Source organism: Bradyrhizobium sp. USDA 3311 (genome assembly GCF_054062495.1).
The window spans coordinates 4441003-4466231 of sequence record NZ_JBSSFI010000001.1 but is presented as its reverse complement, the minus strand read 5'-3'; the positions used below and the strand labels follow the sequence as shown (position 1 = coordinate 4466231).

General features: G+C 59.3%; 24 protein-coding genes and 2 pseudogenes. 8 read left to right on the top strand and 18 right to left on the bottom strand.

What is annotated here, in order from left to right; genetic code table 11:
* Positions 1-4: 4 nt before the first annotated feature.
* The 8 genes and pseudogenes from ACVWW6_RS21155 to ACVWW6_RS21120 all read right to left on the bottom strand — a co-directional run bounded on the left by ACVWW6_RS21155 (position 5) and on the right by ACVWW6_RS21120 (position 4986).
* Complete coding sequence (locus ACVWW6_RS21155; protein WP_271551630.1) at positions 5-1168, bottom strand: glycosyltransferase family 4 protein; 1164 nt, start codon at positions 1166-1168, stop codon at positions 5-7.
* On the bottom strand, positions 1165-2091 hold the full coding sequence (locus ACVWW6_RS21150; RefSeq protein WP_271551632.1) for an NAD-dependent epimerase/dehydratase family protein: 927 nt from the start codon (positions 2089-2091) through the stop codon (positions 1165-1167). Before ACVWW6_RS21150 ends, ACVWW6_RS21155 begins: the two co-directional genes overlap by 4 nt.
* Before the next feature lie 42 nt (positions 2092-2133).
* Positions 2134-2703 (bottom strand): acyltransferase, encoded by a 570-nt coding sequence (locus ACVWW6_RS21145; RefSeq protein WP_271551634.1) that lies wholly within the window; start codon positions 2701-2703, stop codon positions 2134-2136.
* Positions 2700-3551, bottom strand: coding sequence for a methyltransferase domain-containing protein (locus ACVWW6_RS21140; RefSeq protein ID WP_271551636.1), 852 nt, complete (start codon positions 3549-3551; stop codon positions 2700-2702). Before ACVWW6_RS21140 ends, ACVWW6_RS21145 begins: the two co-directional genes overlap by 4 nt.
* 280 nt (positions 3552-3831) lie before the next feature.
* A pseudogene (locus ACVWW6_RS21135) lies at positions 3832-4068 on the bottom strand (glycosyltransferase family protein); the annotation flags it as partial.
* The gene (locus ACVWW6_RS21130) at positions 4065-4304 is read right to left on the bottom strand and encodes a hypothetical protein (protein ID WP_271551638.1); all 240 of its coding nucleotides are present in this window, start codon (positions 4302-4304) and stop codon (positions 4065-4067) included. The gene ACVWW6_RS21130 and the pseudogene ACVWW6_RS21135, both read right to left, overlap by 4 nt.
* 14 nt (positions 4305-4318) lie before the next feature.
* The gene (locus ACVWW6_RS21125; RefSeq protein WP_456681357.1) at positions 4319-4711 is read right to left on the bottom strand and encodes a hypothetical protein; all 393 of its coding nucleotides are present in this window, start codon (positions 4709-4711) and stop codon (positions 4319-4321) included.
* A 29-nt stretch (positions 4712-4740) separates the two neighbouring features.
* Entirely contained in the window at positions 4741-4986 is a 246-nt protein-coding gene (locus ACVWW6_RS21120; RefSeq protein ID WP_271551642.1) for a hypothetical protein, read from the bottom strand.
* Between the two features lie 11 nt (positions 4987-4997).
* On the opposite strand from ACVWW6_RS21120, the pseudogene ACVWW6_RS21115 reads away from it, so the two are divergent.
* The 3 genes and pseudogenes from ACVWW6_RS21115 to ACVWW6_RS21105 all read left to right on the top strand — a co-directional run.
* Positions 4998-5158, top strand: a pseudogene (locus ACVWW6_RS21115) (phenylacetate--CoA ligase family protein); the annotation flags it as partial.
* Between the two features lie 539 nt (positions 5159-5697).
* Positions 5698-5952 carry a hypothetical protein gene (locus tag ACVWW6_RS21110; protein WP_442870049.1) on the top strand — a complete coding sequence of 85 codons (255 nt, stop codon included), beginning with the start codon at positions 5698-5700 and terminating at the stop codon, positions 5950-5952.
* Between the two features lie 63 nt (positions 5953-6015).
* Positions 6016-6441 carry a hypothetical protein gene (locus ACVWW6_RS21105; protein ID WP_456681356.1) on the top strand — a complete coding sequence of 142 codons (426 nt, stop codon included), beginning with the start codon at positions 6016-6018 and terminating at the stop codon, positions 6439-6441.
* Positions 6442-6454: 13 nt separating this feature from the next.
* Here the strand turns inward: ACVWW6_RS21105 and fcl are convergent, their stop codons facing one another.
* The 8 genes from fcl to ACVWW6_RS21065 all read right to left on the bottom strand — a co-directional run bounded on the left by fcl (position 6455) and on the right by ACVWW6_RS21065 (position 15487).
* Positions 6455-7396 (bottom strand): GDP-L-fucose synthase, encoded by a 942-nt coding sequence (fcl, locus tag ACVWW6_RS21100; protein ID WP_271551648.1) that lies wholly within the window; start codon positions 7394-7396, stop codon positions 6455-6457.
* A complete protein-coding gene (gmd, locus tag ACVWW6_RS21095) occupies positions 7377-8447 on the bottom strand; it encodes a GDP-mannose 4,6-dehydratase (RefSeq protein WP_271551650.1) in 1071 nt (356 codons plus the stop codon). The genes fcl and gmd overlap by 20 nt, the downstream gene beginning before the upstream one ends.
* 741 nt (positions 8448-9188) lie before the next feature.
* Complete coding sequence (locus tag ACVWW6_RS21090) at positions 9189-9515, bottom strand: hypothetical protein (protein WP_456681355.1); 327 nt, start codon at positions 9513-9515, stop codon at positions 9189-9191.
* Positions 9516-9550: 35 nt separating this feature from the next.
* Complete coding sequence (locus ACVWW6_RS21085) at positions 9551-9793, bottom strand: glycosyltransferase (protein ID WP_271551655.1); 243 nt, start codon at positions 9791-9793, stop codon at positions 9551-9553.
* Between the two features lie 584 nt (positions 9794-10377).
* Positions 10378-12276, bottom strand: a complete 1899-nt coding sequence (gene asnB / locus ACVWW6_RS21080) for an asparagine synthase (glutamine-hydrolyzing) (RefSeq protein WP_271551659.1) — start codon at positions 12274-12276, stop codon at positions 10378-10380.
* Positions 12277-12367: 91 nt separating this feature from the next.
* Positions 12368-13081, bottom strand: coding sequence for an FkbM family methyltransferase (locus tag ACVWW6_RS21075; protein ID WP_271551661.1), 714 nt, complete (start codon positions 13079-13081; stop codon positions 12368-12370).
* Positions 13082-13083: 2 nt separating this feature from the next.
* Complete coding sequence (locus tag ACVWW6_RS21070; protein ID WP_271551663.1) at positions 13084-14592, bottom strand: oligosaccharide flippase family protein; 1509 nt, start codon at positions 14590-14592, stop codon at positions 13084-13086.
* Positions 14573-15487, bottom strand: coding sequence for an FkbM family methyltransferase (locus tag ACVWW6_RS21065; RefSeq protein ID WP_271551665.1), 915 nt, complete (start codon positions 15485-15487; stop codon positions 14573-14575). Before ACVWW6_RS21065 ends, ACVWW6_RS21070 begins: the two co-directional genes overlap by 20 nt.
* A 587-nt stretch (positions 15488-16074) precedes the next feature.
* Between ACVWW6_RS21065 and ACVWW6_RS21060 the strand changes: the two genes are divergently transcribed.
* The 3 genes from ACVWW6_RS21060 to ACVWW6_RS21050 are packed head-to-tail and all read left to right on the top strand — an operon-like array spanning position 16075 to position 19200.
* Complete coding sequence (locus ACVWW6_RS21060; RefSeq protein WP_271551667.1) at positions 16075-17013, top strand: glycosyltransferase family protein; 939 nt, start codon at positions 16075-16077, stop codon at positions 17011-17013.
* Between the two features lie 17 nt (positions 17014-17030).
* Positions 17031-18362 (top strand): O-antigen ligase family protein, encoded by a 1332-nt coding sequence (locus tag ACVWW6_RS21055; protein WP_271551669.1) that lies wholly within the window; start codon positions 17031-17033, stop codon positions 18360-18362.
* 4 nt (positions 18363-18366) lie between these two features.
* Positions 18367-19200 (top strand): glycosyltransferase family 2 protein, encoded by an 834-nt coding sequence (locus ACVWW6_RS21050; protein WP_271551671.1) that lies wholly within the window; start codon positions 18367-18369, stop codon positions 19198-19200.
* Between the two features lie 589 nt (positions 19201-19789).
* Here the strand turns inward: ACVWW6_RS21050 and ACVWW6_RS21045 are convergent.
* Positions 19790-22351, bottom strand: a complete 2562-nt coding sequence (locus ACVWW6_RS21045) for a M10 family metallopeptidase C-terminal domain-containing protein (protein WP_456681354.1) — start codon at positions 22349-22351, stop codon at positions 19790-19792.
* Between the two features lie 200 nt (positions 22352-22551).
* Between ACVWW6_RS21045 and ACVWW6_RS21040 the strand changes: the two genes are divergently transcribed.
* Together ACVWW6_RS21040 and ACVWW6_RS21035 are read left to right on the top strand one after the other, a co-directional pair.
* Entirely contained in the window at positions 22552-22854 is a 303-nt protein-coding gene (locus ACVWW6_RS21040) for a hypothetical protein (protein WP_271551677.1), read from the top strand.
* Between the two features lie 161 nt (positions 22855-23015).
* Positions 23016-24209 carry a CaiB/BaiF CoA transferase family protein gene (locus ACVWW6_RS21035; protein ID WP_271551680.1) on the top strand — a complete coding sequence of 398 codons (1194 nt, stop codon included), beginning with the start codon at positions 23016-23018 and terminating at the stop codon, positions 24207-24209.
* Positions 24210-24303: 94 nt separating this feature from the next.
* On the opposite strand, the gene ACVWW6_RS21030 is transcribed toward ACVWW6_RS21035, so the two are convergent.
* Positions 24304-25212 carry an outer membrane protein gene (locus ACVWW6_RS21030; protein WP_244647611.1) on the bottom strand — a complete coding sequence of 303 codons (909 nt, stop codon included), beginning with the start codon at positions 25210-25212 and terminating at the stop codon, positions 24304-24306.
* Positions 25213-25229 lie beyond the last annotated feature (17 nt).

The following is a 25229-nucleotide window of genomic DNA, read 5'->3' as shown; positions in this document are numbered from 1 at the left end:
TTCGTTATCGATGCGTTCGAACGGTCTGTTCGATGGTCGAGACGAAACTCTCGGCGAACTCCCGCACTCGCTCGCCCAGTTGATCGTTCATCTCGCGCACTACAAAGACAGGATGCGCGAAATCTTGCAGATGGGCGGCGAGCCCCGGGGCGTCATCCGTGTCGAAGTAGTGCGCGCGCTGTTCCGCCTGCTCGCGGTGCACGTCGATATCGGACAGCACCATCGGCACGCCGAACGACTTGGCCTCCTCGACCGTGGTGCTCCAGCCCTCGAAACGCGAGGGATTGACTAGCGCTGCGCTGGCACGCAGAAGGGCATAGACTTCCGCGAGCGGGATCATGCCGAGGTACCGGAACTGCTGCGCAAGACCGCGCTCTGCCGCTTCACGAAGAATTTGATCCAAATATTCCGGTTCATTCGGATCGCTGCCGCCGGATGCCACGACAACCGGACGGACACCTCGCTCCGCGAGTAACGCGAGCGCCTCAAGGACGATTCTGTGGTTCTTGTGACGCCAGAACTGGTTGGGGACATAGAAATAGGTTCTCGGCAGATCATACTTCTGGAGCACCTGTACCGGATCCAGCTTGAGCAGCTCGGCCGAAGGCTCGCTGGCGAATCTCACGACGGAGGTTCGGCCCTTGGTGCGCGGATAGTAGGAAAGGCAATCGCGTTCGGCGCTGCGGCTGCTCAGAATGATGGTGCGGCCGGACAGGACCTGCAGCTGAAAACCCATTTCACGCCGGCGCCTCGCCTTATTCGAGAACAGATGTGGAAGTTGCCGATGCTGCAGGTCGGGGATCCAGGCAACGGTCGGATAGGGAGAGCTCCATCCGAAGAAGTGGGCGTTCTCCCAGACTGCATCGATCTTGTGGCTGCGAAAGCTGGATATCGCACCGCGATCCTGAGCGAACACGGTCGGCAGCAACGACGTCAGCGCGGGGCGATCAAAATTCGCGGAGCAAACGATCTCGGCAGCCGGGACCTGTCGGATGGGGGCGAGTTCGCCGGCGTCGTGACCTTCGGCCGCGAACACCACAGGCGTAACAGCGCCCGGGCAGTAGTTTGCAAGCGCATTAAACAGGTTGAGCTGGTAATTGTAACCGCCCGCCCAGGCCTTGCGAGAAATCAAGGTGAAAGCGAGCCGGATCGGGCGAGCGACGCTCAATGGGCTTGCTCCTTGTACCAGCTCACATACTGGACGATGCCGTCCTCGACTGGGATGCGCCAGTTAAACGGCAAGGCGGCGAGTTGCCCGGCGTCGGCGACAAGACTGAACGGATCTCCGGCGCGGACCGCGCCCGAAAACCGCACCGCGATGTTGCCGCCCCAGGCTTTCGTCACCAAACGGGCAATCTCCGCGACACTGGTCGCGACGCCGCTACCGCCATTCAGCACCTCTAGGGACACCTCATCAGCTCTCGCCAGCCGTGCAATCAGCTGCACGACATCCCTTACATCGGTCCAGTCGCGCACCTCGTTACCCGTTCCGCCGAGCACGAGCTCCCGCTGGCCTTGCCCGAGCCGCAAGCAGAGGTCCCACAACAGCTGCTTGCGCAGCAAGGGACCGTAGACCGAAAACAAGCGGATGATGGTCGCGCGGATGCCGAACGAATTCGCGTAGCTGCGGCAGAGCTGCTCCATGATCAGCTTGTGATGACCATAAGGTGACATCGGTTGCGTGGTGGCCTGCTCCGAAATTGCGCCGGCATGTTGCGCACCGTAAACCGCGGCGCTGGAGGTGACGACCAGCCGGCACTCGCGCGCGGAACGGCGCAGCCATTCCAGCAGGCTCGCCGTCGCGGCAACGGTTCGGGAGAAGTCCTCGTAGGGCTGCTCGATCGAACGCGCGACCGATGAGCCGCCGGCGAGGTGGAAGATGGCGCTCGGCGTGCCGCCAAGTTGAACCAGGCCGTCCAGATTTGGCGCGTTGATCTCGCCGTTGATCCAGCCCATCAGTCCAAGCTGCTGCCGGTCCGTCTCATCGATCGTACCGTGACCCACGCCATACACGCTCTCGCCCTCCCGGGCGAGGTGATCTATGAGGTGACGGCCGATAAAGCCGTTGCCGCCTGTGACCCAGACGCTCATGAGGCGCGCTCGCGGAAGCCCAGGAAGATGCAGCCGGCCGGATTACGCATGGGAGCCGCCAACGCGTCCGACCACGACAGCCGGATTCCCTGCGACGATGGTATCCGCCGCAACGTCCTTAGTAACGACCGCGCCCGCCCCAATTACCGCGCGCGCGCCAATTTGGACGCCTCGCAGAACATAGGCGCCCGCCCCTACCCAGGTGTCGTCCCCGATCGATACTGGCCGGTCGTCCAGATCGATTTCAGAAGGATGGCCTTTCGTGAAGATCTCCCTGATCTGCTTATGCCGAGCCTGATGATCGATCGGATGCGTAAGATTGTCGAACAGGTTGGCTCCATGTGCGACCAGCACGCGGTCACCGAGGGATATCGAGCAGCCCGACCAAATGCGCGCGCCTTCGCCAACATAACACCAAGAACCGATCTCGATTTGTCCGCCATGAGCGAACGTAAGCAGCTCGCCGCGGATTATGCTGTGCTCACCGATGCGGATAGATTTGGTATCGCGACGGATATTCCGGATCCTCGCGGTGCTCAGAAGGCGGGCGCCGGCGCCGAGCTCGCAAGTCGGGCGCCCTAACAGTCGTTGCAGCAGGAGATCGAGGTTCATTTGGTCATTTGGATGCAGGCGATAGCACGCGCACACCCGGCCTTGTCGTCTGCACGCCCACGCCCGCTGTGAGGATCGAACGCGGTCGCATTCTCGACTGCGGACTGTGATGCCCTTTCCCAGCCCTGCTGGCGGTAACTAAAGAATTCAACCTGATGGCTGGACGGTCCGAACGTATTGATGAGCTGCTCCAGCATTTGGGCATCGAACAGCTGGAACCAGCCGAAATTCTCATATCGGCCGTAAGGAACAGTGAGGAAGCAACGGCCGCCCGACCGAACGATGCGCTTGAATTCGGTTATCGCCGCCGAGAAGCCAAACCGGTCGCTCTCGGCCTTGCTGCGATCGCTTGTGTACAATAGCGTGTTGTCGAGGCCGACGTGCTCGAGCGTCGAGATACAAATCAGCGTGTCGAACAACCCGTCCTGGAACGGACTTTTGCGGAAGTCTCCGAAAACGTATGAGTAGCCTTTGTTCCAGTAGCACCGCTTTTCCGGAGCCAGGGTCATCAAGGTCAAATCTGCCTTGTCCAAGGGATCCCGGCTCAGAATGTATTCGTGGTTGAGGGTCGAGCCCGCGTCCAGAACTTTTCCGAGCTGGCCCGTCGCTCTAAGGCACGAGAACAGCCATGGATACTCCACCACGCGCTCATCGAGCCCGACGCCGAAGCCCGCTGGGAGCGCGGTATTCCGGCGAACGGTGCTCTCGTCGATCGCCTGCACGACTGCCCGCTTCTTCCGGGTATAATAGCCCAGGCTCCACGGCGGACAGCCTCTCAAAGCATGTACCGGCAACAGCGTAGCGTCCAGTAGCTCTTTTGCCTTGAATAGGGCACCATCCACGTGCATCTGTTCGCCTCCTATGCGGCGATGGCCGAGAAGAAGCACGAAAGTGCCCCGTTCCTAATGGTATCGCTCGCTTGCTTGAACAGCATCGGATTATATCATGCAAGCGGAACCAGCGACATGGGTCCGCTCGGCTCGGGCTTGTACCGGCCACCTCACTATATGCGGGCCACCAGGTCCACGAAATCACGCCACTGGCGCGGCTTTGTGTAGATAGGTTCAATTCGTCCCGGCCGCGCTCGGCGACCTCAGCCGACCGGGGCCAGTTCTCCAGGGCCTGCGAAATTGTCGGTGCCGCAAGCTCGGCCGCCCCATAGGTCTGGATGGTCACGCCTGCAGTCATACCGGGCGGGTAATTCCCTTTGTCCGAAACCAGGGGTGCGCCGCACCCCATCGCCTCGAAGCAACGCATGTTCCCGCGATCGGTCCCGGCCATGTCGATCGCACCGTTAAGCACAATTTTCGACGCCCCGAGAGGCTCGTAGAAGCGCCGTCCGAATACCGGTGGGCGGACGATCATGGCCACGGCTCGTGGTGGAGCGCGACCTCGTACGCGCCGGCAAGACCTGCCACTTGCTTCAGCGTTCTGGCCCGCGCGGAAGGGTGTCGCGAGTAGCCGCCGACGAAGAGGACATCGATCGGCCGCTCCCCCCGGGCATACTCGTTCATGATCGGATCGAGCGCCGGAAAAAACGGTTCGGCGCGGCAACCTTTGCTTCGCCAGGATTCGAGGATCGACGGAAAGTTGCCCAGCACCGCACCATAAGCGGTCAGGTCGGCGCTGCCCGAGGGAGCGGCGCGCCAGCAGAGCGTTTTCGGACATATCCTGGCAGCTTGCGCACAAAGGCGCTCGGAAAGCGCACCTCGAGATTGTAGAAAACCTCCGTCCTGTGATGCTCGATCTGGGCGAGCAGAATCTCTTCGAACGAGGCGTTATGAAGCCCGTTTTCGTGCGCCCACAACCGCTGCAAAATCTCATTGTCTGCATTGGTAAACAACGCGTCATCACTCCGGTCAAGCACCGGCACCAAAAAATGCAATGCGCCGAGGCGATCCGCGATAAAGGCGTCCAAGCGCTCCCTGAACGTGTTCAACCCCTTCGCGGGGTGATTGAAATGCGTGAGATAGGAAGGGTAAACGCCACTGTTCTGAAAAAGATGCATCGTTCAGGCCGCTTCGCTGGCGCTCGAGTTCATGCTTGCAAGCGTCGGGGGTGTCCCCCACTTGCGATTTCGATTTCTAACGAGCCAAAGGAACGATCGTCATCGGCCTGTTCTTCTTCGGCGGCGTGCAGTTCTTCTTCCTCGGCGTGCTCGGCGAATACATCGTTGCGATCTTCAACCAAGTCCGGCGGCGGCCGATCGTCGTCGAGCGCGAACGGGTCAATTTTTGACTGCGCTTTCGATGTTGGTCGATCAGCGATCCGCCAAGCCGACATCGACCGTGCTGGCGCCGTTCGCGGCCGGGTTCCGCCCGGATGACGTCGTGCTCAACACCTTCAGCTACCACCTTACCCCGGCGGCTTCATCTTCGATTCGTCGGCGCGTGCGCTTGGCTGCGCGGTGATCCCGGCCGGTCCCGGCAACACCGAACAGCAGTTCGAGCTGATCTAGGCCCACCGGCATGCAGTTGGGGTCAACGATCTGGGTCTGGTTGCCTAGCGGAGCGAGCCCGGAACGTGCGGTTGGCCGCGTAGCCGATGCCGTTATACGTCTCCGGGGCCGTCAGAGCGGCGCTGAGCGATCAATCCTTGCGGCGGGCAAGGAAGGGCGGGCACAGCACCAAAGCGTCATAGGCGCCTTCCTCCCACGTCGAGAACGCCCCCTGCCCTTGGGAACATGGGGCGAAACCTCATTAAGCGGATCGCCCTGCCCGAGCTGAGTGTTGAAGTTCTGGGACGGCTCCCGTTCATGGATGACCGCGACCACAGGCCACGGAACGCCAGCCTTGGCCCTGCGGGTGGCGTTCGCCTAGCTTAGGGCGTTGAGATCGACTGCCATAGGCTCTCCTCGCCAGAAAGGCGATTTCAGGGGTTTTCGCTGCGGGGTTGTGGTGGTAGGAAGGCGCCACACTTGGGCGGGGGGCGGATGCGTTATCGTTTCTTGATTCGATTCGTGGCGCCGCTGCGCTTATTGTCGTAACGGCTCACTTGCACTACACCGCGCCTCCTGAGACGTGGTTTTTCCGCCTCCAAGGGCTGCGCATTTTCAATCAGTCGGTCTTCGCGGTAGCTATATTTTTCGTTCTGAGCGGCCTTGTTCTCTTCCTCCAAATAGAAGGAGAGAAGGTCAATTACGCCCGCCTCGTTATCCGGCGCGCCTTTAGAATTTTCCCGGCGTGCATTTTCGCAGCGACGGCTTCCTATGCGATCTATCTGCTTTGGGTGTGGCGATTGGTTCAATGAGGTGAGTTGGCCACGGGGCATTTCACTGGATTCGTACCTTCACCATGTTGCTTGACGGTCCCGATGCACTTCTACCCCCCGATCTGGAGACTCATCATTGAATGGCGCGTGTCGCTTGCTTTCCCGGCGATGGCGTTGCTGTTCGTGTGGTCGCTGTGGGCGACTGGCATTATCGCCATAGCAGCCGCACTTGCTATCTCAATGCCTCCGGTCTCGCTGATCATGGCGGGGGCCTTCGATATTCCCGGCCCCTACTTCTATGCGGCGTTTTTCAGCACGTTCTTTGTTGCTGGGACTTTCATCGCTGCGTACCGCCTTCGCCTCGTTCTGTTCTTTCGCAGATGGCCTCTTGCGCGCCACGCCTTGCTGGCCGTCTGCATCTATTATTTGTGTTTGCGGTCAACGTCTAATGATCCGTCCGCAACGACCGCGGCTTGCGGGATAAGAGATCACCGTGCTCAAAACGGAGTCTACGGACATCGCGGATAAGGATGTGCTCAAGCTACCTATGCGAGAAATAGGCTTCGTAAGCACGCTTCACACCGTCGGCGAGCGGGGTCCGCGCAGTCCAGCCGAGTTGCGCGAGGCGGCCGACGTCGAGCAGCTTGCGCGGGGTGCCGTCGGGACGTGAGGTGTCGAAACTGATCTCGCCGCGATAGCCGACGACGGAAGCTACGACGCGTGCGAATTCGGCGATGGTGATGTCCTCGCCGGTGCCGATGTTGATCAGCTCGGCGCCGGAATAGGTCTTCATCAGGTGCACGCAGGCGTCCGCCATGTCGTCGACATAGAGGAACTCGCGTCGCGGCGTGCCGGTGCCCCAGACCGCGACGCTCTTTGCGCCCGCAAGTTTTGCCTCGTGAAAGCGGCGGATCAGAGCGGCAACCACATGGCTGTACTCGGGATGATAGTTGTCGCCCGGTCCATAGAGATTGGTCGGCATCACGCTGATGAAATCACATCCATACTGGCTGCGATAGGCTTCCGCCATCTTGATGCCCGCGATCTTGGCGATGGCATAGGGCTCGTTGGTGGGCTCGAGCGGGCCGGTCAGCACGGCATCTTCGCGCAGAGGCTGGGCTGCCAGCTTCGGATAGATGCAGGAGGAGCCGAGAAACATCAGCTTTTCGACGCCATTTTGATGAGCGGCGTGGATCACATTCGCGGCGATCGCGATGTTGTCGTAGATGAACTCGGCGCGCAGCGTGTTGTTGGCGACGATGCCGCCGACCTTGGCGGCGGCGAGGAAAACCACCTGCGGCCGCACCTTTGCGAACCAGTCGAACACGGCGGCCTGGTTGCAGAGATCGAGCTCGTTCCGTGCGACGGTGAGAAGCCGCACGTCCTCCCGGGCCAGCCGGCGCAGAAGCGCACCGCCGACCATGCCGCGATGGCCGGCGACGTAGACGCTCTTGCCCGTCAGCTCAAACGGTGCGTTTGCCATGGGCGGCGTCCCGTTTCGCCTCCGTCAGATCGCTCGCCATCATCTCCGCGACGAGCTCCGCAAACGTCCGCTTTGGTTTCCAGCCCAGAACCTCGCGCGCCTTGCTAGCGTCGCCGACGAGGAGATCGACCTCGGTGGGGCGGAAATAGGTTGGATCGATTTTCACCACTGCCTTGCCGCTCCCGGCATCGACGCCTGTCTCGTCGACGCCCTTGCCGCGCCATTCGATGCGGCGGCCAACTTGTGCAAACGCTAGCTCGACCATCTCGCGTACCGAGCGGGTCTCGCCGGTGGCGAGCACGAAGTCGTCCGGCTTGTCCGCCTGTAGGATCAGATGCATGCCCTCGACATAGTCTTTGGCATGGCCCCAGTCGCGTTTGGCCTCCAGATTGCCGAGATAGAGCGCGTTCTCCAGACCCACCTCGATGCGAGCGACGCCGCGGGTGATCTTGCGGGTGACAAAGGTCTCGCCACGGATCGGGCTTTCGTGGTTGAACAGGATGCCGTTGCTGGCGAACATGCCATAGGCTTCGCGGTAATTCACGGTGATCCAGTAACCGTAGAGTTTTGCCACGCCGTAAGGCGAGCGCGGATAGAACGGCGTGGTCTCCTTCTGTGGGATCTCCTGCACCAGGCCATAAAGCTCGGAGGTCGAGGCCTGGTAGAAACGCGTCTCCTTCTCCAAGCCGAGGATGCGGATCGCTTCCAGGAGCCGCAGCACGCCGATCGCATCGGCATTGGCGGTGTATTCCGGGCTCTCGAAGCTGACGCCTACATGACTTTGGGCAGCGAGATTGTAGATCTCGGTCGGCCTGATCTGCTGCACCAGGCGGATTAGGTTGGTCGAGTCGGTCATGTCGCCGTAGTGCATCAGGAACGGGACGTCGCCGACATGCGGATCCTGGTAGAGATGATCGACGCGCGCGGTGTTGAACGAGGACGAGCGCCGCTTGATGCCGTGCACGACATAGCCAAGCGACAGCAGATGCTCGGCGAGATAGGCGCCGTCCTGGCCCGTCACGCCGGTGATCAGAGCGACCCGTTTGGTCATGGCCTGACTTGTTCCCATAGCATGTGAAATAAGGATGGACGCCGACAAGGCGCCAAGCGAAGCATGTTCTTGCGCTCTTCTTGGACATATCGCCAGTCGGGGTCAACCCCCGGTGCGCAGACGTGGTTCGCGGCCCCGGGGCGCCCCACGACCGATTGGCCCGCAGACAACCGCGCTACCCGCCAATCCAATGGATGGCGCTTCCCAAACATGATACTGAGAAGCACCGCGCGATTGGGCTGCATTGCCCGCTCGCTCCCGAGAAACCCAACAGTTAAGCCCGAATGTCCCGAAACCAAGAGAGCACGGCGAAAAACCACGTGCTGCGCCCTGCAGTTTTTTTCGACCGCGATGGCGTCCTGAACGTCACAGCGAATATCTCTTCGACAGCTCGCCCCGGATTATGCCGTTGGCACCAATCGCGATGCAATCGCTATCGCCGCGTATGTTACGAATTCGCGCAGTTCGCAGCAATCGCGCGGATCCAAGACTGCAGGTGGCGCGCCCGAAAAAGCGCTGCAGGTGGTAATCAACATTCATCCTATTAGCTGGATGCAGGCAATTGTACGCGCGCAGCCGGCTCTGTCATCAAGCCGACCCCGTCCGCTGTGCGGATCAAAAGCGGTCGCGTTGATAACTTGCATTTTCGAAGCCCGCTCCCACCCCGTTTTATTATATTGAAAGAATTCCAAATCGAACGATGAGGGCGAGAAGGTTTCGATTAAAAGCTGCATCATTTCCTTATCGAACACCTGAAACCACTCGAAATTTTCCTATTTTCCGTACGGGACCGTTAATCGTCGATCCTGCATCGAGCATCCGACCAAGTGAACCGTCACTGCGTCTCAGCTGATGAAATAACCGCGGATATTCGACGACTCTTTCATCCATCGCGATGCCGAAAGAATCCGGAAGCGGCCGACCAATCTGCACGGCCATCTTATCAATTGCAGCTTCAATAAGCGATTTCTTCCTTGTATAATAGCCGAGCGACCAAGGTGGGCGCCCTCTCAAAGTGTAGAATGGAGACGCCGCCGCATCCGCCATTTCCTTCAGTTTGAAAAACACTCCGTCAACGTGCCTAAGAACCCTCTAGAGCCTTTTCAAGAGCGTTCTAAATAGGACCCACTTCGCTCTTTGCTATACAAATCGCTTATATTGTTTCGTCCTTTGCCAGCTATCTTTCTCACATCGCTCCAGTTGGCTTGGCACTGTTCTATCTGGTCGAGGCAGTTCCCGCCTGTCTCGTAAGTCAATATCGTTTCGCCCACATCCATTCCTTCCGGATACTTGCCTGCATCCGATAGAAGCAACGCGCCGCAGCCAATGGCTTCGAAACAGCGCATGTTCCCCCGATCGTTGCCAGCGCGGTATGATGTCGCGAATAGCCTCCGACAAAAAGGACATTGATCAACCGGTCGCCATGTCCATATTCTACCATCGAAGGGTCGAGCGGGGGGAAATAGCTCTGCTCGACAACCTTTGCTGCGCCAGGATACCAGAATCGAAGGAACGTTTCCAAGCACCGCGCCATAGGCTGTTAAATCTGCGTTGCCCGATGGTGCGGCCCGCCAACAGAGGGTCTTCTTGACCCCCCGGTAGCTTGCGAACAAACGAACTCGGGTACCGCACGGGATCTAGGTTGTAAAAAACCTCAGTCCGATGGCTCTCAATTTGAGCGAGTAATATGCTTTCAAGCGACGGTTTGCCTGGCATACCCTTTTCGCGCGTCCATTGACGCTGCAAGATTTCATCGTCGCCGTTCGTGAAGAAGGCATTGGAGTTTCCTTCGAGCACCGGTTTCAAGAAATGCAGTGCACCAAATCGATCGGCCAAAAAGATCCGGCGTCGCTCGTCGAAACTAGGCGCTCCAGACGCGGCGCCTTAGATATGACGGATAAAGGCCGCTGTTTTGGAACAAACGCATAATTCAAGCGAGCCTCGCAAGCATCCATTTCATGTTCAGATACGGCCAAACCCGTCCGACCGATTCCCAATCCCAGGCCTTCGATGCCGTCAAGCGGCTGACCGCCTTGCGTAATGCAGGCTCGTCCACCAGCTCTGCGAATGCCGGAACGTTCTTATCGAGCAAGCTAGCCGTCCAGCCGGCAAGAGGCCCGTTCAACCACTCCGGCATCGGCGAGTTAAACCCCACCTTCCGGCGTCCCATGCGGATGGACTCCGGCATCTGATGTTCCATTGCCCGCCGCGCAATGACTTTCGTGTAGCCACTGGAGGATTTGCTCGTCTCCGGCAACGCCATCGTGTAGGTAACCAAGCGCCAGTCCATGAAGGGCATCCGAACCTCGATGCCATGGGCCATCGAGAGGCGATCGTAGTTTCGCAGGATTGTCGGCAATACGGTGCCGTGAAACATTCGATAGAGGCGGCGGTTGAACGAGCCCCAATCGCGCGGCAGCACGTCGTCATCACCCACAAGACTGAACTGGCGGGGAATTTGGCGCAGTCCGCCGCGCAAGAAATACTGCCCCTGACGCTTGATCATCAGCGCCCTCAACAGATCCACACCGCGCCTGGTCAGCGCTGAATTCGAGGAAACTCCCGCTAGGGCATTTCTGATCCAGAAAGCTCCGTATTGCCCCCCCTGGAAATAGCCCCCCATCAACTCATCGGCCCCGTGGCCATCGATCGACACCGACACGTTCTGGCGTCTGAGTTCGCGATAGATCAACCAGATCGCACTCGGAAGCCCGATATAGACGTCATCATTGTCGTCGAGGATTTGGTCCAGGTCCGTCAGAGCGTCCGTCCGACCGATCTCAAGGTAGGTCGGATCGACTTCCGCCCACGCGGCCGCCTCCTCGGCCATTGGCCGCTCATCGTTCGATGCGCCTGGAAATGTCGCGACAAAGGCGTGGCGCCACGATGTGCTGTCGCGCGGTCCCATCCCGGCCTTTTCGTGCGCCGCCATGGTGCAAATCACCGCCGATGAATCAAACCCTCCCGACAAGCAAGTCCCGATGGGCACGTCGCTGCGCATCCTTAGCGCGACGGCATCCTGGAACAATTCGCGAAAGCGTTCGACGCGTTCGGCTTCGGTTTTCGGCACCGCCGGCAAATGATCGATGGTGCGCCACCAGCGTCGGATCTCCAGCTGCCCGTGACGCAGCCACAAGCAATGGCCGCTCTGCAAGCGGCGCACTTCTTGGCAGAGGGTCCGCTCGCTACCTTCGACTCCGAAGGCATCCAGCAAAAGCCGCCGCGCCACGTCGACATCCAGCGACGTCCCGATCAGTCCGCTTCGCACCAGGGCGCGCTGCTCCGACGCGAAAACGAAGCGCTCCGGCGACATCGCATAGAGAAGCGGCTTGATGCCGAAGCGGTCGCGCGCGAGGAACAGTTCCCTTGTTTCGGTGTCGTAGATTGCCAGCGCCCACATTCCGTTGAAGCGCAGCAACATCCCTTCCCGCCACTCTCGCCACGCTGCAAGAATAACCTCGGTATCAGATTGAGTGCGGAAGATCGCACCCCGCGCCTCGAGTTCGCGCCGAAGCTCGAGGAAATTGTAGATTTCGCCATTGAAGACGATCACATGGCGACGATCATCCGACAACATCGGCTGGTAGCCGCCCTCTCCCGGATCGATAACCGCCAGCCGGCGATGACCCATGGCGACATCGCGATCAGCACTGAACCAGGTTCCCGCGCCGTTCGGGCCGCGATGCGCCAAGAGGTTCGTCAAGCGCGATATCGCCGCCTGCTCAATCGCGTTGCCACGGAAATGAACGATACCCGCAATCCCGCACATGACTAAAAGACCTTCGCTGACAAAAGGCGGCTCGCAATCACACACATCTCCCGCCAACATGTCGCGTCATACGGCCCGCTTCGCGAAACGGCAACGACTATCACGAAATGCTGGCCGCCAAGGCAGTGTCTCATCCTTCTGTCGCCGAGGACTATCCGAGCTTCTTGAACAGTGCGTCCATGAAGATGACGTGGCCGTCCCCTGCAGTGAATTGCTCTATGGCTCCGGCGAAACGATGTCCCGTCTCGCCCAGAAGTTTGCTCAGGTCTTCAAAGGTTGGAGCTCCCTTGTAGAGCTCGTCAAAGGAAATCTCGACGATCACCGCCCTCGCCGCCGCTATCGTTTTCCTGCCTCCCGCAATGACTTCGGCTTCATAACCCTGAACATCTATCTTGATCACGAGATCTTCGAGCGGTGGCGTCGGGAATTCGACGCACACGCCGTCCAGCGTCCGGACTTCGACGGGAACGCTGGTCTGAGCACGAGTTTGGGGAAAGAGCTCCTCACACATCCCAGTCGTCGGCATCAGCGACGACGACGGCGAATGCTCGCTATGGAAGTGCATGTTCACCACGCCTTGCCTGGCCCCGAGCGCGAAGTTCAGGGCGGTCATGCGACCGTCACTGTCCCGTTCCATGCCTTTCAAGAGCTTGTATGCCGCGGGAAGCGGCTCGAAGCACCAGATCTTCGCGCGGGGAAACCGGTTGAGCGCCACACGCGCGAACTGTCCCGTATTGGCTCCGATATCCAGCACATTTCGTACGTTTTCGCCCGAAAGTCCGAGAAGCGTTTCTTTCGGATGCTTGGACAAGCGTTCGATGTGAAGATCAAACTTGGCGAGAAATGCAGTGGCGAGGTGCTTCATGCTCATATGTCAACGGCCTTCGTTCCGCCATGCCGCTTTAGCGACGGCAGCAAACTATCGCGTATCAGCCTTGTTGAGGGATTGGTCAAGACGGCCAATCCGATCACGAGCGTCCCGCCAGCCAACCCCGCCAGCGCACTTGTCGATGTGCCGAGCGACGCGCGCATAGCGAAATAGAATGTCAGGCTTGCTATCGGCGCAACGACGCAAAGAATTGCAAAGCGCAGATCCGAAGGCCGCCACAGATGTTCCGACCCGCCAAGGCTGTTGGCATGCACCATTCGCATGCACCAAACGCTTCCGACGACGAGCCCGGACGTGACGCCGACAACAACTCCGCGCTCGCCGGCGAGCAGGCTGAATGCATAGGCAAGAACGGAACTGCCAACGGAGATCAGCAGGTGGGAAACGATGACGGGAGACAGGTATCCCGCGGCGGTCGCCAGGAAGTAGGAGGGCGCGCTCAAAATGTTGATGGTCCAACCTACGCTGAGTACCGCAACGAAGACGACAAAAGAATCGTTGCTCTTGCCTATCCACAGTATTGCGATCAGGGGAGCCGACACGACAAGGAATGCCATCGTCGGCAGCGAGAAGAAGAGCGTCATGGACAAGGCCGAGCGATAGGCAGCCAGAAGCTCTACGCGAGAGAGCGCGGAAAGCCGGGCAAAGTAGGGCGACATGACCTGATTTGCCATGACGATCAGGTTTCTCGCCTGCTGGAGCAAGCGAGAGGCCATATCGTAGTAGGCGACAGCGTCGAGCGTTTCGACCCTGGCCAAGATGATCCGGGTAGCTGGCTCAAATACCAACATGGCAAGGCCTGCAACATGCAACTTCAATCCGTAGGCGAAGAGCAGGCGCATGTCCTTGCGCCCGGCTCTTCGTGGCACGAAACGAAATCCCGGAAGGCTGCGCTTCAGATGCAAGGCAGAAACTGCGATCGAAACAACGTGTTGGATGATCTGCGCCCATGCGACACCGAGAAGTCCGTAGACCGGCACAAGGGATACGGTTGCCGAGAGCATGACCAGGGTCGCGGTGATGTTTGCATAGGATCGCTGGTCGGTACGAAAAACCGCCGTAAGCGCATTCAGATAAACTTGCCCCATCGTCATGACCGCAAGCAGCACCAGCGCCCATGGGACCAGCGCTTGCGCTTCATGCGAGGAACCTTGGACGGATAACGGGATCAAGAACCGCAATGCTGCGGCCGAGACGAGGCCCAACGGCGCAAGTAGAACGAGAGTCCCCACGACTGCGGAATCGACCAGATCCGGCGATCGCCGAGGGTCATCGGTCTGCAATGGAAGGTAACGTATCAATCCCCTCGACAGCCCGAGATCGGCGCCGCGTCCAATCGCGGCGATGCTGAAAACGACTGCCCAAAGACCGACCTGATCCGAGCCGAGAGCACGCAGGAGGTACCCGTACAGAAATGCGAGTGCGACGCCCTGGATAACAACATCGGCCAGGGAGGCTATCGCCTGCCTAGTGACTGTCGCGCGCATCGATAAAGCCCAGCTTGTCGCGCGGTACAAACATCAGATTGGTATAACCATACCTGACCTGGGTCTGGTGTGGCCTGGGGCCACTTCTTGATGCCTCAAACGCGACGTAACCGCGGGGAAGCAGCCATTCAACGATGGATCGCGAAGCGGGAACGTTCGGAAGGTCGAAATCGCCGAATTCTGCGATGACGACAGGCTTGTATTTCGCAAGCGATTGTTCGGCACCGATCAAAACCCTCAGCTCGGCGCTCTCCGCATCGATCTTCATGACGTCGATGCGTTGATGGCCCAGCTCGTTCCAGATGTCGTCGAAGCGGCGCGCCCGAACATCGACAGGGATTCCGGTTCGCTCGAGCCCGCGTCCAACGAATGCAGAGTTGAACGATGAATGCGCATCCCCGTAGTCGCGAAACTCGAGTGTTTTTTCCTCATCGAAAGCGGCGTACTCGACGACGCTTGCGCAACCGGCTCCGATGGAGCCGGAAAGGTTCGCGCTCAGCAGGCTGCGTGTCCGCGGCATGGGCTCGAACGCAACCACATGCCCGCTCCCTCCGACGAGCCGCACGGCAAGTTTCGAAAAAAACCCAAAGTGAGCGCCAATATCCACAAACGTGTTGCCCTCGCGCAGAGCTGCAAGCAAGAAACGGCAAACGTTCTCATCGTAATAACCGAAGCGATAGATCATTGCCGAAACCGGCTCGGGAACCACAACCCGCATCGTCTCGCCCCAGAACGTTTGGGCAGGAACTTCCTTGACGCGCCCGAGCGTCCGCAGAAAAGCAGGCGTCACAGCGCGCAGGGGGTCGGCGACCAGTCGCTGTATCCGTGACGCATGCCGCCGGGCGACTGCAGCCTCAAAAGCTTCGGCAAGTTCTCCGCTCAGGCTTCGCGACACGACCAACTCCTAGTCACCACCTGCCCCTCAAGGTCTATATGTGGGTCATAACGAGGTTCGCTTGGATCGTCTACCGCGAATAATTGCCGCTAACGGTCCGCCTGATCGATGGGTTCATGGGATCGTTGGGGACCTTCCTTGCCGAGATCGCAGGAGCTCCCGCCGGTCGGGGCCAATCTAGGATGCGCTGGTCCCCCGAGTTCTTGGACCAGCCTCAGTGCGAGTTTTCCGGCCAAGCACTGGGCGGGGCCCTGGCCAACGATGAAGCCCCGGTCTATAGAGCAACAGATCGCGTCCGCCTTGCAGCGGACGGAGACAGCAATCTCGGTCGAGGAGGCGCGCCAATCTCACGTACGGGGCCCGGAGATGATCTACTTCGTTCGGGCACGCCTCGAAATCGAGAAGCGCGTGCATCAATTGAAGACTGCATAGCGCAATTCCAGCACTGCGACCGGCTGCTTTAGTGAGAGATCGCCGCGAAGTTCATTTAACCTTCATCAACAACCTGCACTTCTTGACAGACTATCGCAAGCGGTCGAAGGATGGATCGGCAAAACCTGAATTCGAGGGAACGGAACAACTGCTTAATGGCTGCTCCGATTGCACTTTTCGTTTTTCGACGGCCTGACAAAACGAGAGCCACGCTGGCATCTCTTGCTCGCTGCAGGGGGATAGAAAACACAGATTTGTATATTTTCTGCGACGGTCCTCGCGGCACGCGCGACGAGCAGGCGGTCGCGGATGTGCGCGCCATCGTCCAGGCCTTCGACCATCCACGAAAGACCCTCGTCATCTCGACTGAGAACCAGGGCCTCGCCCGCTCGATCATCGCCGGTGTCACTCGCTTGTGCGAACAATACGGCCGCGTCATTGTTGTCGAAGACGACCTGACCGTCTCACCTGCATTTCTTGACTATATGAATACCGGCCTCGATACCTTTGCAGATGATCCACGCGTCATGCAGATCTCTGGATTTGCGTTTGCGCGAAGCAACGCATCGCCGAACTCGACAGCACGGTTTTTGCCAGTCACGACGTCTTGGGGCTGGGCTACATGGGAACGATCGTGGCACGATTTTGATCCCGATGCCCGAGATACCGATGCCTTGCGCTCCAACTACGCGCTTAGATCGCGCTTCGACCTTGGTGGACTATTTGGCTATTACGACATGCTACAGAGGCAAGAAGCGGGCCGCATAGATAGTTGGGCAATTCGATGGTACTGGGCGGTGTTCCGCCGAGATGGGTTAGTGCTCTACCCTCCCATCAGCCTCGTTCGGAATGATGGGCTCGACAGCTCGGGAACTCATACGTCCCGTTCAAAACTGCTATGGCGAGGCCTAAATCACGAGTTACCGGAATCGTTGCCGCCGATGCCTGACCAGGTGGCGATCAATCATGCGGCACTTGCTGAGCTTGCCAGCGTTGTAGATCCCCTCTTCTATCGGCGAGTCAGAAACGTTTTGCGATGTCTCGTTTTCCGCGTCAATCTGTCGTTGCAAAATTCAAAGCGAAGACCAAGTTAGTTTGAGAGCCGTGAACGATGAGCGGAATTATATTTCAATTACTCGGCCTTACTTTGCTGAGTCTTTTGCCGATCGCATCATTGGTGTATTTTTCTTCGTTACAAGTATTAGGTATCAATCACGAATCCTCGTATTTTGCCGTATGGTCTGTAATTGTTTGGTTTATACCTTTGGCTCTCCTTCTGCCGAATTTTATTCGTCGCCAGATGACAATTACAGCAATAGACGTTATGTTCTGCCTAGTTTCTGTCTTGCTTGCTGTCCATCTTAAGGTTTTCACGCTCGCTGCAGGCCTGCGCGATTGGGTCCTCCTCGTGACGTTCTGGATCGGCCCTTACGCTGCAGCGAGGCTCGTTTCCGTGCAAGACATAACGCGCTTTCTCAAGATCCTCGGCGCGATAACGCTGACAGTAAGCGCTGCAACGATCGCGTGGCAGATCTCAATGCAGTTGACGGTGGGAAATAATTTGCGACCGCTAATGCTGGGTATTAATCACGGCGTACTAATTGTAGCCCTTGCGCTCGGCATGTTCGTCACGATCCAAGCCAGCGGCGCGTCCGAGAAGAAGTCGAGTGCAACCTGGATGAGGCCCATTATCGCCGCACTGGTTACCGCGGAGCTCGTGGTACTGGGGGCACGCGGCGTCGTTATTGCGATTATCGCGAGCAGCTTGCTAATGGTACTAGCGCCTGTCCGCGATGGACGCCGCGGGCGTATCGCAGCTTTCGCCGCGATTCTTATCGGAGCCTCGCTCGCACTGATATTGAACAACGTTGCCCGCGACTTCATGGTGCGTGCCTATCTGCCGCTAGAACAGCCGGCCGGCGCCGGCATTCCGACAGAGAGTCTGAAAGCCGACGTTCCGAGAGAAAGTGTAAAACAAGTATCGAAGGAGGAGTGTGATAAACTCAGCAAAATGGTTGATTCGACGCCGATTCGGCTTTGGCTGATTCGGGAAGGCTTTTCACTTTTTCAAGACACGCCGGTATTCGGAATCGGGTTCGATAATTTCGCCGCCTACACTTGCCCAGGCAGCTTTCCGCATAGCACTATTTTACAAGCCTTCGTCGAGATGGGCGCTATCGGGGGCATTGCGTACGTGCTAATGCTCGGCGCAGCAACATTCTCGTTGATTGTCTTGGCGATCGACCGGACAAGTCGCTCAGCGATTGTTGTGCTCGCGTTGCTCTCATTCTTTATAATTCTCGATCAGTTCTATGGACGAATTCCGTTGTCATCGACAATTGGTCTCTTTCTGGGCTTTTCAGCAACACTCGTTACGAGATCCGATCTTCCATACTTGCGCGGCTGGCACATTCGAAGTTCTGAAAAACTCTGGGTGAGATAAGCCAATGATGACTATGACGAATGACGAAGCTTTCCCTGGGACGATCGCCTCCTTCCCGACCCTGTCGATTATCACGCCGTCCTTCAACCAAGCGACTTTCTTGCCCCAGACGCTCGACAGCGTTCTTAAACAGAAATATCCAAAGCTCGAATACATTGTCATCGACGGTGGTTCCACAGATGGGTCCCGCGAGATTATAGAAAGCTACAGTGACCGCTTGACATTTTGGGTTAGCGAGAAAGATCGGGGCCAAGTGCACGCTCTCAACAAGGGATTGCAGCGCGCCACTGGCGACTGGGTAGGCTGGCAAAATTCCGACGATTTCTATTTGCCCGGAGCTTTTGAATCCTTTGCCGTGGCCACTCAACGCTATCCCGATGCCGATATCGTTGTAGCCGATATCGTCCTCGTCGACGAGGCCGGCACGCCGATCCGTGATGTCAGATACGTCAAGCCAACCTACGAAAGCGTATTCGCGGAGGGCATGTTGCTGGCAAATCAGGCCGCGTTCTGGCGCCGGGCGCTGCACGAGCGCGTTGGGTTTCTCGATGAGCGGTACAATTGCTCATTCGATTATGATTGGTTCATTCGCCTCCTAAAGTGTGGACGCGCGGTCCATGTTCGGGAACATTGGGGCTGTCTTCGGTATCATGACCAATCGAAGACGAGTGTCCTTGCCGAACATTTTGCGAAGGAGAACCTGGCAATTCGTGGTGGGCACGCACCGTCAGGCTTGAGCGTCGCCTACTCCCAATTGCGCCGCCTCGCCCTGACGCTTGCCCGCGGCGATATTGGATACGTAATGCGCGGCTTACGGCGGCGCACTGGCGGTAAATAGGCGCGGAGGCAAGAATGACCGCCTGAGGTTTCGTTTGACTTTCAAAATTGGCGCTGACGAAATTCTGTTGATGCGTGACCGTGGCAGAGGCTTTGTACGCTTCGCTGTGGTCGTGACCTGCTGAGCCGCAACACTCACTATCGAGCGGGTGTATCCCTTAGATGCGGCCGGACTTTTATCGGATAGACCGCGCCACTTCGCCTGGCGCACCAATCCAGTCGAAATGGCATTCTCGAAACCGAAGGAGCGTTGCGCACCGGCTCTGCCCGCACCGCGCGGACGCCTTGCAGGCAATCGCCCACGCACCGAATGTCGAAATTATCTCACCGCCGCTGGCCGTCATCAGTGCCGGGCCATCTCTGAAATCTGAAATGTTGCTGATGGTGGAAGCAGATCATCTTGATCGAGCCTGGCCGCCAAGCGCGCGGATATCGCCACGGCATGAAGACGTTCCGGTGCGAGAGGTCGCAGTGTAGGCCTCGCCGCCATCGGTCCATTTGCGCTCAGCTTCGTTTCAACAGATGCGCCGACTAATGGAGGGCGGCGGCGCTCGTCAACCTTAAGCTTATTCTTTGTGAGGTCCGTACTCCTATCCAATCATAAAGTGTCCAATAACTTGATCGACCCAATGTAAGCCGGAGGCGCTGCTGTCATTTATTGCATCGGCACTGGAAGGAAATAACCACGCCATCTCTTTCACTTCGCTTGAGAAGGCCCTCTTCGGGCCAAGTAAATCATAGACCTGATCCAACTGAGATTTGGTCATCGGTGAGCTCCCATCAACGGGCTCCTCCGTCTGAATGGACAGAAATTGAAATGTGTTGTTGTTCGCGGACGTATGACTGGCGGTTGCGACTAGAACGCCGATCGTGCCGTCCCCATTGAGGTCCTGATGGAAGGTGGTCTCAAGCGATTCCAACGCGGTGCTGGTTCCGGACACAATGCCGGTCAGGTTGGTGAGATAGTGGCCACTGCTGTCCGTGCTCCACACCGTGTAAGCATCCGTGCCAGGCACCTTCCAAGCAAAGTCAAAACCGCTCGCCGTTTGCTCCGCCCCGATCGGCGCCCACGGCGCAAACTGACCCGACACAACGGCTGAGCCACCATACGTTAGCTCAGGGCCGGTGGCGCCAAGGTAATAATTGCTGCCGACCTGAACCAGGCTCGTCAATCCAACCGACTCGATCGTCATGGTCGGTAGGCCGATCGTGCCGTCCCCATTGAGGTCCTGATGGAAGGTGGTCTCAAGCGATTCCAACGCGGTGCTGGTTCCGGACACAATGCCGGTCAGGTTGGTGAGATAGTGGCCACTGCTGTCCGTGCTCCACACCGTGTAAGCATCCGTGCCAGGCACCTTCCAAGCAAAGTCAAAACCGCTCGCCGTTTGCTCCGCCCCGATCGGCGCCCACGGCGCAAACTGACCCGACACAACTGCTGAGCCACCATACGTTAGCTCAGGGCCGGTGGCGCCAAGGTAATAATTGCTGCCGACCTGAACCAGGCTCGTCAATCCAACCGACTCGATCGTCATGGTCGGTAGGCCGATCGTGCCGTCCCCATTGAGGTCCTGATGGAAGGTGGTCTCAAGCGATTCCAACGCGGTGCTGGTTCCGGATACGATCTCCGTCAGATTTGCAACGTAATTCCCATTCGCGTCGGTGCTCCACACTGTGTAATTGTCAGCACCAGGTATCTTCCAGGCGAAGTCGAACCCGCTTGCAGTCTGTTCCGCGCCTATTGGCACCCATGGAGAAAACTGACCGCTCACGACGGCCACTCCGTTGTACTTCAGCATTGGCCCGGCGCTACCAAGCTCAAAGTTGTTCGCGACTTGGAGCAGACTCGTTAAGCCGAATGACTCGATTGGGACAGGAACTAGCTGGCTGATGAGCATCGCACTCGACAGAGTATTGTCAGCAAACTGGAAGCTATCAACACCATTGACGGTATCTGTACCGTCCGGCGAACCGGAGCGCTGGTCGCTCAAAGTGAAAGTCTGAGTGGCTGCATTGTAAGATATGGCGTAGCTGGCCTCGTTGCCCGAATATACCGCCGTATCGGTGCCCGAGCCACCGATGATAGTGTCGTTGCCGCCGCCGCCGGTGATCGTGTCGTTGCCAGAGCCGCCGTTCAGCGTGTTCGCGATGACGTTGCCGACGATGGTGTCGTTGCCGGAGCCACCGATGGCGTTGTCGATGTAGGAGCGCGCATCGTTGTTGTAGAGATAGGCGTTGTAGACATTGCCCGACGCGTAGTGGCCACTTCCGAGATAGGCCAGCTGAACCGACGAGAACACGGACGAGGCGCCTGGATTGAGGTTGATGCTCAGGTTCGTCGTGTAATTCGACAGGTCGTAGGTATCGACGCCGCCACCATCCCAGATCGTCTCGAAGATGCGGTTGGCCGAGCCGCCGGCGCCGCCATTGTCGGCCGGCTGGCCGACGCCGTTGATGAATTCCTGGCCGGTGGTCGTGCTCCAGGTATAGACGGTGGCCCCGCTCTGGGTCGTGTAGTTCGCGCCATACATCGTCTGCAGCGCGAGGATATCGTTGGCCATATAGGTCTGCGGATATCCATAGACTTCGTTGGTGTAGCCGGTCAGCGGCCCGCCGACATAGCTGCGATAGCTCATGACGGTGTATTCGCTGTCGTCATGCGCGCTTGGCACAGCGACGTTGGCGACGCCACCTGTTTCCTGGCTGTGCTTGAGGCCGAGGGCGTGGCCGAGCTCGTGCAGCGCGGTCGTGAAATAGTAGTTGCCGAGCGCGGCGAGCGAGTAATTGTACTGAGTCCCGAACCAGACATCGCCGCCGGACGCGTAGTTGCCGGGGTAATAGGCGTAGGAGGTCGGATTGGCCGACGGCGACTGCGCGACCATGATGTCGGCGCCGTTCGTGCCCGCGTACTGGATGCTCGCGTTGGTGTAGCCGAGGATCAGCCCGATCGCGTAATTGATCGCCGCCTGCATCTGTATGGGCGCCGAGGCAAAGCCCGACGTCGTCGGCTCACTGCCGCCGCCGGTGTACGGATTGGCGTAGTCGCTGGGCGAGTCCGGAAAGCTATAGGTGATCGTGCCGGACCATTTGACGCCCGACAGCATGCCGTCGATATCTGCGTTGTTGGTCCTACTGACCGTGACGGCGGTGGCCAAGGGAATCTCCGAAGCAGCTAGCCCCGCGCGATTCGGGGCGCGGACAGATGATTCTAGCTTGAGAGTTAAACGTTTGGTTTAAATTGGGCGACCAAGCCCGGCTCTCGTCCATAAGGCCGTGTTAGCCATCATACCCCGTAATCATACGGACCGGGACAAGAACTGAGGTTCCGCTACACGCGTGATCTGCAAGGGAAATCATGAAACTACGTGCACTCTCGGCCGGTCTGTTCGGCGCCCTGGTGGCGATCGCCGGGCCGGACCATCGCCCCTTCGGAGGACTGCCTATCATGGCCGGCAAAGCCAACGCGGACGACAACGGCAAGGCGATACGCGCGCCATCGGTTCCGCCCGCCCGCGACCCCTCGGCGGCGGTCGCCGAGGAATACGAAGCCGCCCGTCGGACGGGAACGCGGGAGGCGTTCGAGCTCTTCATCGCACGCCACGGCGATGACCCTCTGGCCGCGCAGGCGCGTGCCGAGCTGAAACGCCTGCGGCGCTGATCCCTTTCACGCAGCACAGCAAGCTGCGTCAGGCCAGATCAGGTCAGGCAGACCCCCGTCAGGCACTGCATTTCGACAGGCGGCATCCGCGTCGGCCCAGACTTGTCGCACGAGCTTTGGGCACTATGGTAGGCCCGCAATCTGTCCCGGAGCCTTTCAAGATGCCCTTTCCGCATGCCTCGGAAGCCCTGTCGCGCTTCACCGTGCTCGATCTGACCCGTGTCCGGTCCGGGCCCACCTGCGTGCGGCAGCTCGCAGACTGGGGCGCCAACGTGATCAAGATCGATGCGCTGACCGAGGATGCCGGCGGTGAGCAGCCGGGCGGACCGCGGCGGGGCTCCGACTTCCAGAATTTGCACCGCAACAAGCGGGCGATGACGCTGAACCTGAAGGACGAGCGCGGGCTCGCGGTGTTCAAGCGCCTCGCCGCCAAGGCCGATGTCGTGGTCGAGAATTTCCGTCCCGACGTGAAGAAGAAGCTCGGCATCGACTATGACAGCCTCGCCGCGATCAACCCGCGCATCGTCTATGGCAGCATTTCCGGCTTCGGCCAGGACGGCCCCTATCACAAGCGGCCAGGCTTCGATCAGATCGCGCAGGGCATGGGCGGGCTGATGTCGATCACCGGCGCGCCGGGTGAAGGCCCGATGCGGGTCGGCATTCCCGTCGCCGACCTCACCGCTGGCCTGTTCTGCGCCATGGGCATCCTGACCGCGCTGCTCGAACGCGAGGTCTCGGGCAAGGGCCAATGGGTGCAGACCTCGCTGCTCCAGGCCCAGATCTTCATGCTCGACTTCCAGGCCGCGCGCTGGCTGATGGAGAAAGAGGTCGCCAGGCAGGCCGGTAACAACCACCCGACCAGCATCCCGACCGGCGTGTTCAAGACCTCGGACGGCTACATCAACATCGCCACCACCGGCGGGCGGATCTGGGAGCGCTGCGCGCAGGCGATCGGCGCGCCGGAGCTCTACAGCCATCCGGACTATGCGACCGCGCCGGCCCGCTCGAAGAACCGCGACGCGCTCAACGCCGAGATCGAGAAGCGCACCGTGACGAAGTCGACCGAGACGTGGGTCCAGGAGTTCAACGACGCTGGTGTGCCCTGCGGGCCGATCTACGCCATCGACCAGATGTTCGAGGACGCGCAGGTCAGGCATCTCGGCATCGCGCAGGATGTGCCGAGCGACGAGGACCGCCACATCCGCCTGGTCGGCCAGCCCGTGACGCTGTCGCGCACGCCGAGTAAGATGGTGGCGCGGCCACCGGAGTTCGGCGAGCAGACGGAAGAGGTGCTGGCCGAGTTCGGTTTCGGTAAGGAGGAGATCGCGGAGCTCAGGCAGCGCAAGGTGGTGTAAGCGAACGCCGAGGCGCCCGGACTTCGAACCATGAAAAAAGCCCCGGATAACCAGGGCTTTTCCATCCGTAACTGCCTGCCGATCAGTACTTGGCTCAGTACTTGGCGACGACCGGGCCCGCCGTGAACTGGTAGTTGAAGCCAGCACGGAGGATATGGTCGCGGAATTTGACGTCGATGTCATTCCCTGTCCCGGCGAAGTAGGTCTTGGTGCCGAGATCGATGTAGAGATATTCTAGCTTCGCCGACCAGTTGGGTGCGAACTTCTTCTCCAGGCCTGCGCCGAGCGTCCAGCCCACCCGGGTCCGGCTTTCCGACACTGTCGCGCCGGTGGCCGATATGGGCGCGCCGACGGGGTCGTTGCCATCGAACGCCTGAAGCGTAAGCGTCGGCGTGCTCGAGAACTTGACCTCGCCGACCGCCAGACCGCCGGTGGCATAGAGCAGCAAGCTCGGATCAACGAGGAAGCCGCCTCGTCCACGGAAGGTTGCGAACCAGGGAAAATCGGTGCTGGTCGCCGTGGACGCCGTGACACCAAACCTGCCGATTCGGATCGTGCCTAGCACGTCGTTCGATCGCCCGCGTTCGCCGGTGCCTTGAATGTCGGCCTCGACGCCGACGACCCATTTCCGGTCCAGCTGCCAATTGTAGCCAACTTGGCCGCCGCCGAGGCCGCCATCCACGTTCTGCTTGGCCGTGCCGATGGATCCCGCGGGAAAGGGCGCGCCGATCACAGCCGTCGCGGTCGTCCTGCCCCAGCTATAGCCGCCGTTCAAACCCGCATAAAATCCCGTCCAGTTATAACCGGGATCGACGATCGGCGGCGCCTTCACATAGGGCCTCGCCGCCAGATCGGCGGCCATCGCGTTCGTCCCAACCAGCGAGGCCGCTGCCGCAATTCCCATCACAATCCGCTTCATAACTTCGCCCCTGCCACAAAAACCAAAATCTGGATGGGACCATACGCCTTCGGTTCCAGCGCGGCTGTCGCGCGGCGGCAACATTTGGAAACAATCGGATG